Origin of the sequence: uncultured Campylobacter sp. (assembly GCF_938045465.1) — a bacterium.
Taxonomy (GTDB): Bacteria; Campylobacterota; Campylobacteria; order Campylobacterales; family Campylobacteraceae; genus Campylobacter_B.
In genome coordinates, this window is the sequence record NZ_CALIBF010000151.1 from 1 (window position 1) to 9,253 (window position 9,253).

General features: G+C 50.8%; 6 protein-coding genes and 1 pseudogene. 1 reads left to right on the top strand and 6 read right to left on the bottom strand.

The genetic code is table 11. The features are described from left to right. From Q0413_RS07275 to Q0413_RS07300, 6 genes and pseudogenes are all read right to left on the bottom strand, one after another. Nucleotides 1-668, bottom strand: a pseudogene (locus Q0413_RS07275) (hypothetical protein); the annotation flags it as partial. Between the two features lie 404 nt (nt 669-1,072). Continuing rightward, nucleotides 1,073-2,353: a dihydroorotase gene (locus Q0413_RS07280; protein ID WP_298988328.1), complete on the bottom strand. Its 1,281-nt coding sequence runs from the start codon at nt 2,351-2,353 to the stop codon at nt 1,073-1,075. Beyond that, nucleotides 2,350-3,279, bottom strand: coding sequence for an aspartate carbamoyltransferase catalytic subunit (locus tag Q0413_RS07285; protein WP_298988329.1), 930 nt, complete (start codon nt 3,277-3,279; stop codon nt 2,350-2,352). Before Q0413_RS07285 ends, Q0413_RS07280 begins: the two co-directional genes overlap by 4 nt. 279 nt (nt 3,280-3,558) lie before the next feature. Next, nucleotides 3,559-4,089: an NAD(P)H-dependent oxidoreductase gene (locus Q0413_RS07290; protein ID WP_298988330.1), complete on the bottom strand. Its 531-nt coding sequence runs from the start codon at nt 4,087-4,089 to the stop codon at nt 3,559-3,561. A 558-nt stretch (nt 4,090-4,647) separates the two neighbouring features. Further along, nucleotides 4,648-5,436: a hypothetical protein gene (locus tag Q0413_RS07295; RefSeq protein ID WP_298988331.1), complete on the bottom strand. Its 789-nt coding sequence runs from the start codon at nt 5,434-5,436 to the stop codon at nt 4,648-4,650. Nucleotides 5,437-5,447: 11 nt separating this feature from the next. After that, complete coding sequence (locus tag Q0413_RS07300; protein ID WP_298988332.1) at nt 5,448-6,578, bottom strand: CinA family protein; 1,131 nt, start codon at nt 6,576-6,578, stop codon at nt 5,448-5,450. A gap of 118 nt (nt 6,579-6,696) precedes the next feature. Between Q0413_RS07300 and ileS the strand changes: the two genes are divergently transcribed. Next, nucleotides 6,697-9,253 (top strand): isoleucine--tRNA ligase (ileS, locus tag Q0413_RS07305; RefSeq protein WP_298988333.1); only part of this gene is annotated, 2,557 nt, incomplete at its 3' end.

Sequence of the window (9,253 nt, forward strand, 5' to 3'; positions counted from 1 at the left end):
GCATCCCGCGACATCCCGCGCCAAAGGCGCTCGACGTATTTTACATACCAAGCCTTTTTGTCGCGATCGTATTTCCACAGCAGCGCAAAAATGCTGTTAAAGCCCTCAAAACGACATACGACGCCGCTTGCATTCGCGTCGCTAAATCCTAAAAGCGACCTATCTTTTACGCGAATCGGCAGGCTAAGTCCCACCTCTTTTAGCCCAAACTCTAGGCACCGCGCTATCCAGCGCCACTGCGTGGAAGCGGGCTCATCCTCTCGCCCTTTTTGCGCGAGCCGTCCAGTGAAAAACTCGCGCGCTTTTTGCAAAAGTGGCGAGCCCGTGCTTTCGTCGGCGCCTTTTTCGCTCGCCGCTTTTTCATTTGCCGCTTCTTTGCCGTTCGCGCGCTTTTGCTCCGCTGCACCGCCGCTTTCTCTGGCTTCGTCCGTCGCACTGCTTTGCACTGCGCCGTACGCATCTTTTTGCTCCGCAGCTTTACTTGCGTCGTTTACGCCGCCATACGCTGCGCGGATCGCGCCCTCTGCGGTGCGGAAATGCTCCTTTGCAAACTCAAAATTTAAATATTTTATATATTTTTGATCTTGCGACGGCCGCTCAGGATTGCCGCGCAGAGCTGATTTTAGCGCGACGCACAGCGCGCACGAGAGATATATTTCGCCGTTCATAGATATCCTTTAAATTTCGATCGTTCCCGTTCATGCGCGGGATTATTCACGCACGGCGCAGAAATTTAACTACGATAAAACTAGCCGCCATGGCGTGAAATTTTAAAATTAGCCGCCGTATCGAAAGAAAATGCCGCTATAAATTTAAAGCAACTCGCATCGGTAAAATTCCGAGGCCGAAATCCACGAGCGACACAGGCAAGGCGATGCGGGTTAAATTTACGCGCACTTTAAAAATGACAAACCGCTTTAAAAAAATTTCAACCGCGCTCGCGTTATGAAATTTTAAAAGTAAGCCGTTGCACCCAAACTAGCTAAATTTAAAATGAAGCAATCGCTCCGTTTATGCTACGGAAGCCGATCATCCGCAAGTCGCCGATCGCAATCCCCACGTCGCAAGTGCCCTACGCTACGACGTTTGGAAACTCATAGACCACGCGGCCGCTTTTGATCGTGCATACCGCGGCGCCCGTAAGTTGCTTGCCGAAAAGCGGCGAGTTGCACGATTTGGACTTATTTAGCGCCTCGTCGTAAACGTAGGAAATCTGCGGATCGATGATCGCGACGTCGGCCAAAAAGCCCTCTTTAATCTCGCCTTTGTCTTTTAAATTTAGAATTTTAGCCGGGTTAAACGAGCAGAGGCGCACCATATCTTCAAGGCTGATGACGCCCTGCTCTACAAGCCGCAGCGTAAGCGGCACGAGGGTTTGAAGTCCTAAAATTCCAAACGGCGCGTGGTCGAATTCGACGAATTTATCGTCGGTGTTGTGCGGAGCGTGATCGGTCACGATGGCGTCGATTAGACCGCTTTTAAGCGCCTCTCTGATCGCTTGCACGTCGCTTTGGGTGCGAAGCGGCGGCGACATTTTAAAATTCGTATCGTATCCCATCAGCTCGCGCTCGTCGAAGGTGAAGTGATGCGGCGTAGCCTCGCAGGTGACGCGGATACCCTCGCGCTTAGCCTGCTCGATGAGTTTTAGCGACCACGCCGAGCTTACGTGCGCGATGTGGATGTGCCCGCCAGTCTTTTTGGCAAGCAGCAGATCGCGCGCGATCATAATCTCCTCTTTTTCGCTCGCCATCCCCTTTAGACCGAGGATCGCACTGACCTTGCCCTCGTTCATCACGCCGCCGTGGCAAAGCGAGCAATCCTCGCTGTGATTTATCACGAATGAGCCGAAGTGCGCGGAGTATTCGAGCGCCTGTCGCATCACGGAGCTGTCGGTCACGGGCAGTCCGTCGTCGCTGAAGGCCACGCAGCCGGCTTCCAGCATATCGCCCATCTCGACGATCTTTGCGCCCTTGCAGTCCTGCGAGATCGCGCCTATGGGCAGTAGATCGATAAGCCCGCGCTGTTTAGCCTTGGCGATCATCGCCCGAGTGATGCTGGAGTTGTCGTTCACGGGCTTGGTATTCGCCATCGGGAGGCAGGTCGTCACGCCGCCTGCGACCGCGGTTTCGCTGCCGCTGATGACGTCGTCTTTGTATTCGAGCCCCGGGTCTCTAAAATGCACGTGCATATCGATGAGTCCCGGCATCACGAGCTTGCCCGCAGCGTCTATGACGCAGTCTGCGGCGGGGCACTCGCGCGTGATCTTTGAAATTTTATCGCCCTCGATCAGGACGTTCGCTTCCTCGCTGCCGCCCCAATTAACGATCGTGCCGTTTTTTATTAAAATTTTCATCGTGCGCTCCTGTTTAAATTTATCGTATGAAGTATCGCCATTCGCATCGCCTCGCCGTTTTCTACCTGATCTAAAACGCAGCTATAGCGCGGATCGTCGGCTACGTCGGAGTTGATCTCCACGCCGCGGTTGATCGGGCCGGGATGCATTATCATGACGCCCTCTTTCGCCGCTTGCATGCGCTTAGCGGTAAGTCCGAAAAATTTCGAGTACTCGCGCACGCTCGGGAAGCTCGGCTCGCCGTCTTGCCGCTCAAGCTGAATTCTAAGCATAATGATGACATCGGCGCCCTCGATCGCCTCCTCTATGCTTTTGCATATAGGGCAGCCGAACGCGTCGCAGTCGCGCAGCATCATCGGAGGGCCGAAGAGCCGCACGTTTATGCCGAGCTTTTTCATCGCCCAGATGTCGCTTCTAGCCACGCGCGAGCGGAATATATCGCCGATGATCGCGACGTTTAAATTCTCGATCCTGCCTTTGTGCTCGCTGATCGTAAAAAGATCCAGCAGCGCCTGGCTCGGGTGCTCGTTCAGCCCGTCGCCCGCATTTACGATCGATGCGTCGCAGTTGGCCGCGACAAATTTAGCCGCGCCCGAGCAGCTGTGGCGCAGCACGAAGATATCGGTGCGCATCGCCTGCATATTTCTGATGGTGTCGATCAGCGTCTCGCCCTTTTTCGTGCTGCTGTCCGCAGCGGTGAAATTTACGCTGTCCGCGCCCAGGCGCTTGGCTGCGATCTCAAAGCTCGTGCGGGTGCGGGTGGAGTTTTCGAAAAACGCGTTGATGACCGTCTTGCCGCGAAGCGAGTCGGATTTTTTGATATCGCTGCGATTCAGCGCTTTAAACTCGCGCGCCAGATCTATAAAGTCGTAGATGTCCTCGCGGCTCAGATCCTGCGCGCTAAGAAGATGCTTTAGCTTATACATTCCCTCTCCTTTTTTGGGCCGAATTTCAGCCGTAATTGTATAAAAAAATCTCTGATAAAATTTTAAAATTTAAAAGCTGGGCTCAAATTTAGACGCGAAATTTTGCTTGAAATTTCATTTGAGTTCGCATACGAAGCGCGAGCGGAATTTCGGGGTAAAATTTAAAAATTTTGAGATTAAATTTAGGCTTCTTGAGCGAAAATTTTAAAAATCCGCCACGCCGTTGCGCGTAAAATTTTAAAGCTTTACGCGCAGCAGGCGGCTAGAAAAACAAAGAATTTAAAGCTGATTTAAATACTTTATATAATTTTTCGCACTATTTTCTACGGCTTGCTCGCTTTTATCGTAAGTAAAGCCGTACGAGACGAAATTTGGTAGCGCAACTGCGCCGACGAAATTAAACGTAGCCTTAAATGGCGCTAGCACCTCATCCACGCTAAAGCCCACGATGCCGTTTTTAGAATAGTTTGCCTCGGTCGCGCCAAGCGAGATCGCAAGCGCGAATTTTTTGCCCTTAAGCTTGCCGCCGCTCTCTGCGCCATAAGCCCAGCCGCGCGTAAAAACATCCTCAAACCACTGCTTAAGAAGCGGTGTACAGTTTGAAAAACGAAACGGAAACTGAAGCACGATTTTATCGTGGCTTTCGAGCAGTTTTTGCTCCTTTTCCACATCGATTTTGAAGTCCGCATAAAGCGCGTAGAGATCATGAAGCTCGAACTTATCGGGATGCGCTAGCACGGCATCCCTCCAGTGGCGGTTTACGAGCGAGTTTGCGATATTTGGATGAGCCAAAATAATGAGAGTTTTCATTTCTATCCTTTAAATTTGAAATTGCGGGGCGCATTATAGCCCTACTTCGTAAAATTTTTCCTATTTTATCGCAAGCGACCTTAAATTCTAAAGCTATACCGACCGCCACCTGCTTATCTTTGCAGCGGTTTCAAAGAGCGCGAGCTTTGAATTCCAAACTTCATTCACTACTCGCGCTTTATTTTAGAAATGCTCGCCCTTGGGGCACTCGTCGCGTTTTACAGAGGTTTACCACTTCTTTACAAATATTCATATTCCATTGCGGAGGCTCGCGCGAGTAAAATTTTAACGAAACAGCTGCGCATGGGAAATTTTAATAAAATTTAGCGCCGTTTCTCTGCGAGCATTCGCTACAACAAACAAATTGAAGCGAAATTTAGTGCCGCTTAAATTCTAAAACCTTGCCCATCGGTTCTGTTGTCGGACTGCGGGTGCTCATCGCGCTCTTATGAGTGTCCGTCACGCTTTCGTGCAGGCTCGTTACGCTCCCGCGAAGACTTGCCGCTTTCCTGCGGGTGGTAGTTACAACAAAAAATTTTGAGTAGAATTTAGCGTAATTCAAATTCTAAAGCTTTGCCTACCAGCCGCCTCTTCAGGATCTGAATTATCATCGCGCTCCTGCGAGTGCTCGCCGCGCGGCTCCTGTCTAGGCTGCACGCCAAAGCCCTCCAAGACCTTACCTAGGCTATCGTTTGCGTCCTTGATGATACCTTGCAGGCTTTCGCCCATCTTATCGAGGTTTTTGCCCGCCTCGCGTGCCGCCGCCTCGCCCTGCTTTAGCAGATCCTTGGTCCTATCCGCGTTACGAGCGGCGAAATCGTTCAGCGCTTCGGGCGCCTTTTTCTGCAAATTTTGCAAGGCCTCGCCCAAAACTTTAGCATCGTTTGCAAGCTCGTCTATCGTAGAGTTCAGATCGGATTTTTGCTTGCTCTCAAAGCCCTGCGACATGGAATTTTGCACGGAGCTTTGCGTGGAATTTTGCGTGGAGCTTTGAGCGGAATTTTGCCCCGAGCTATCCGCGCTTTTATTAAAATTTCGCCCTTGATTACCCGCGCTAAAATTCTGCTCCGAACGCGTGCTTTGTTCGCGATCTTGTCCGTCCGATCCGCCGTCGCAGCCGCTCAAAACGCACGCCGCGACTAGCGCCAAAGTAAAATTTCGCGCCGCATTTATAAAGCTAAAATCGTTTATAAAATTAAAATTTCTAGCGCGACCCGTCGAGATAAAATTTTGCTCGCTGCCAGCTGAAACGGAATTTCGCAGCCGTTTAAAGCCCTGCTCGCCGCTAGCTCGGATAAAATTCTGCGCCAAATCGCCTCCGCACCCTTTCAAAATTCGTCTTTTCAAAATCCGCTCCTTTAAATTTCATCTCTCGCAATCGCGCTTGGAAGTCGCCCGAAAAACAGGTCGCTTCTAAGCTTCAAAAGCAAGCAGATAGCGATATCGGCGCTTTGTTCGCGGATGTAGTTTCGATCGCCTTTTAGATGAAATTCCCCGACGATCTGTTTGCCGCCCTGCTCCTTCGCGCCGATAAAGACCGTCCCTACGGGCTTTTGCGCGCTTCCGCCACCGGGGCCCGCGATACCGCTTACCGCGAGGGCAAAGCTCGCCCCGCTGCTTTGCAGCGCGCCCTCCAGCATCTCGCCCACGGTCTGCGCGCTTACCGCGCCGTAGCGTGCGAGCGTATCTTCGCCTACGTTGAGCCAGAGATTTTTTATCTCGTTGGCGTAGCTTACGAGCGAACCATCGAAAACGTCGCTCACGCCCGCGACTGCGCCGAATTTTGCGGCGATGAGCCCTGCGGTGCAGCTTTCGGCAAAGGTGATCTTAGCGCCTATCTCGCGCAGTCTATCCACCACAAAGCCCATAAAATCGCCGCCTTCGATGTAGCAGCTCTCATAATACTTGCCGACGCTTTGTAAAAACGCGTCCAGCGCTCCGAATTTCATCGCACTGGCGCGCACGAGCAGCAAAAAGGAGCAAGGCCTGCTGATCGTAAGCGAAATTTTATAACTGATCGCAAGGCTTTCTAGGCGCTGCTTTACGCTTTCATATTCGCAATCGAATAGATAAAAGCTCTCGCCCGCGCTCGGCGCGTCTTGAAGGATCGGCGGCAGGCTCTGCAAGCAAAGCGCCTTGATCACGTTTACCGAGCAGCCTCTGACGTTTAGCAGGAAGCTGTTTTTCGCCACCGTGCGCGCCATCGAGGGCGCTAGGGTCTCTCCGTTTTTCAGCTCGAGCGAATCGAAAGAGAGCGTCGATAAAATTTTTCCGACGACCGCGTAGGCGGAGTTTGCCGCAAAGATCGTGATAAAATCGTACGAATCGATCATCTTTTCAAGCGCGAAGGGCAAAACCTTATCGTTTTCGCTTAAGAATTTCAGATCGTCCATCCGCCCAAAAACTCGTTCATAGCTGCGAGAAATATAGCTCATCAAAGCCGCGTCGTAGCGGATCTCCTCGCCGATTACAAGGATGATATTTTTCATAAAGACCCTCATTAAATTTTCGCACATTATAGCATAAACGCAGACTGCTCTTTCAGAGCTTTTTAATGGCGTTTTGGATAAACTTCACAAATTTTTTAAGACACGAAAAGGTACAAATATGGACTACAAAGATACTCTCTTTCTTCCTACGACGGATTTTGCGATGCGAGGCGCACTGCCGCAAAACGAACCTGCGCGGTTTAAGGCATGGTACGAGCAGCGTAAAATTTACGAAAAGATGAAAGCTAGGCGCAAGGGCGCAAGCGTCAGCTTCAATATCCACGACGGCCCTCCGTACGCTAACGGACACCTCCACATCGGCCACGCGCTGAATAAAATTTTAAAAGACATCATCACCAAAACCCATTATTTCTTCGGCGAGGAGATCCGCTACGTGCCGGGCTGGGACTGCCACGGTCTGCCGATCGAGCAGCAAGTAGAGATCAAACTAGGTGAGCAGAAAAAATCACTTTCAAAAGTGCAGATACGCGAGCTTTGCAGACAGCACGCCAAAGAGTTCATCGACGTGCAGCGCAATGAATTTAAAGATATGGGGATTTTGGGCGACTGGGACGATCCGTATCTGACGCTAAAATTTGAATTTGAAGCTGAAATTTACAAAGCGCTCTGCCAAATCGCGAAAAAAGGAATTTTAATCGAGCGCTCAAAGCCCGTATTTTGGAGCTGGGCGGCAAAAAGCGCGCTCGCAGAAGCCGAGGTTGAATACAAAGACAAAGAGGACTACTCGATCTTCGTGGCGTTTGATCTAAGCAGTGAAGCGAACGCTAAAATCGGTGCGAAAGGCGCTAAAGCGGTCATCTGGACGACCACGCCTTGGACGCTGCCTGCAAACGGCGCGATATCTTTGAACCCGAATGAAATTTACGCACTGACGAGCGAAAATTTGATCCTAGCCAAACCTTTGGTCGAAAGCCTCGTAAATTTGGGCATCACGAAGGGCGAGATCGTAAAAGAATTTGGGGCCGCCGAGCTTGAGGGCTTAAACGCGATCAACCCGTTAAACGATAGAGCTTCGAAATTTATCCTCGGCGAGCACGTTTTAATGGACGGCGGCACCGGGCTCGTGCATACGGCTCCGGGACACGGCGAGGACGATTATTTCGTAGGGCTTAAATACGGCATCGAAGTGCTGATGCCCGTGGATGAGGGCGGCTGTTTCGATCAAACTCTTAAAACCAAAAAACTCTTCCGCGCAGACGTCGTAGATGAGCTCGTGGGGATGCATATTTTCAAAGCAAACGAGAGAATTTTACAGATCCTAGGCCCCGCGCTTATAAAATCCGGCAAATTCGTCCACTCTTATCCGCACTGCTGGCGCACGCACAAGCCGGTGATCTACCGCGCGACGAAGCAGTGGTTTATCGCAATGGACGAGCCTAAACTCAGCGGCAAAACGCTGCGCCAAGTAGCCCTTGAGGAGATCGGCAAGGTTAAATTTTATCCGCAAAGCGGCATCAACCGCCTTACCTCGATGATAGAAAACCGCCCCGATTGGTGTATTTCCCGCCAGAGGGACTGGGGCGTGCCGATAGCGTTTTTCCGCGATAAAAACACCAAAGAGCCGATTTTTGATGAAAAAATTTTAAATAATATCTACGAAATTTTTAAGGCTAAGGGCGCGGATGCTTGGTGGCAGATGGAAATTTCGGAGCTTTTGCCTCAGGACAGCGGCTATAAGCCTGAAAATTTAGAAAAGGTGATGGATATCTTAGACGTTTGGTTCGATAGCGGCTCGACGTGGAAAGCGGTGCTGCAAAGCGGCGTTTACGATGCGGGTAAATTCCCTGCGGATATGTATCTTGAGGGCAGCGACCAACACCGCGGCTGGTTTCAAAGCTCACTGCTTCTAAGCTGCGCGATTAACGAATGCGCGCCGTACAAGAGCATCCTCACGCACGGATTTACCGTCGATGAGAAGGGCCAAAAGATGAGTAAATCAGTCGGAAACGTCGTCTATCCGCAAGAGGTCGCAAAGAGCCACGGCGTTGAAATTTTACGCCTGTGGGTCGCGATGAGCGATTATTCGACCGATCTAAAGATCAGCGACAATATCCTAAAGCAGGTAAGCGAGCAGTACCGCAAGATCCGAAATACTATAAGATTTATGCTCGCAAGCACCAGTGATTTAAATGAGATCGAGACGAGCAATTTTACGCGGCTTGACCGCTGGATCCTAACGCGCGCGGCAAACGCCTTTGCGAGCGCGGAAGCGGCGTTTAGAAACTATGATTTTTCAAAAGGCTTCAACGCCTTGCTAAATTTCTTAAGCGCCGATTTGAGCGGAATTTATCTTGATATCTGCAAAGATAGGCTCTACTGCGACGCACCCGACGAACCGCGCCGCAGAAGCGCGCAAAGCGCGATCGCGCTGATCACGCGAGCGCTACTGCCTCTAATCGCGCCTACGCTAACCTACACGATCGACGAAGTGATGCAGTTTGCGCCGAGTATCATCAAAGAGGGCAAGGAAGACGTTTTCGATCTGACATATAAGCCGATAGAATTTGACGATTTTCTAGAATTTGACGAAATTTTGATCAAATCGAGGGAGAAATTTTTCGAGCTTATCGACGCGCTGAAAAAGGATAAGATCATCAAATCGACGCTTGAGCTAGTTTTGCAGACGAGCTCGAACGAAATTTTATCAAACGACA

What these genes read in the sequence shown, in the direction of transcription:
- Q0413_RS07280 (WP_298988328.1), bottom strand. Translation starts at nt 2,353, where the DNA reads ATGAAAATTTTAATAAAAAACGGCACGATCGTTAATTGGGGCGGCAGC.
- Q0413_RS07285 (WP_298988329.1), bottom strand. Translation starts at nt 3,279, where the DNA reads ATGTATAAGCTAAAGCATCTTCTTAGCGCGCAGGATCTGAGCCGCGAG.
- Q0413_RS07290 (WP_298988330.1), bottom strand. Translation starts at nt 4,089, where the DNA reads ATGAAAACTCTCATTATTTTGGCTCATCCAAATATCGCAAACTCGCTC.
- Q0413_RS07300 (WP_298988332.1), bottom strand. Translation starts at nt 6,578, where the DNA reads ATGAAAAATATCATCCTTGTAATCGGCGAGGAGATCCGCTACGACGCG.